At 49.7% G+C, this 616-nt stretch carries 1 protein-coding gene; it reads right to left on the bottom strand.

Annotated features, from left to right (window positions below):
• A partial coding sequence (locus tag DVK07_RS24465) for an HTH domain-containing protein (protein ID WP_394338903.1) occupies positions 1-188 on the bottom strand: 188 nt, incomplete at its 3' end.
• Positions 189-616: the final 428 nt, after the last annotated feature.

Genomic DNA, 616 nt, shown 5'->3' with positions numbered 1-616 from the left:
GTCCTACTATCGCTGAGTAGTACTGTTCGGACACGCCACTTTTTCACTCCACTTGGCTCCCTTTCCCACTGAACTAACCCTGTTTCCGTCAATTCGTCACTACGATTTCGGATTGTCTGTCCTGTTACGCCTGCCCGCTCAGCCAACTCTGACTGCGTTACAGGTTCCGTTGCCTCAAGCAACGTCATCATAATTTTGCCAACACTTCGTGGTGCCTCTGACATCACGTCGTCTGCGGAGAGTTGTTGAAGAGCGAATCGTAAATCAGCTGACTCAACATTACGTACATCCGGCTCCCGACAGAGACCACTCAGAGCTCTAGTGACCCGAAAGGGGGAACCCACAACTGAATTCAATACGGAAACCGCTCCCTCAGTCATACGAATATTCTTCCGTTCCAACACACGTTCTGTAGCACTAGCAATAGCATCTCTCGTGACTTCTCTGATAGTGATTGGTATAGCGAACTCCGGTGCGTCCTTATGGGGTTCATATGATTTTAACTCATTAGTGAGGGCCGGCTTGAGTTGCGTTGAGCATCCGCCCCGAAGTACCAGTGATCCAATTAATGACCCGTACGGATCCGCTGCATCCACTTCCACAGTAAATGAATTCG

It is taken from the genome of Halorubrum sp. Atlit-26R (assembly GCF_003666015.1).
Lineage (GTDB): Archaea > Halobacteriota > Halobacteria > Halobacteriales > Haloferacaceae > Halorubrum.
The sequence above is the reverse complement of the archived record's forward strand: the minus strand, read 5'-3'. Positions and strand labels throughout refer to the sequence as shown.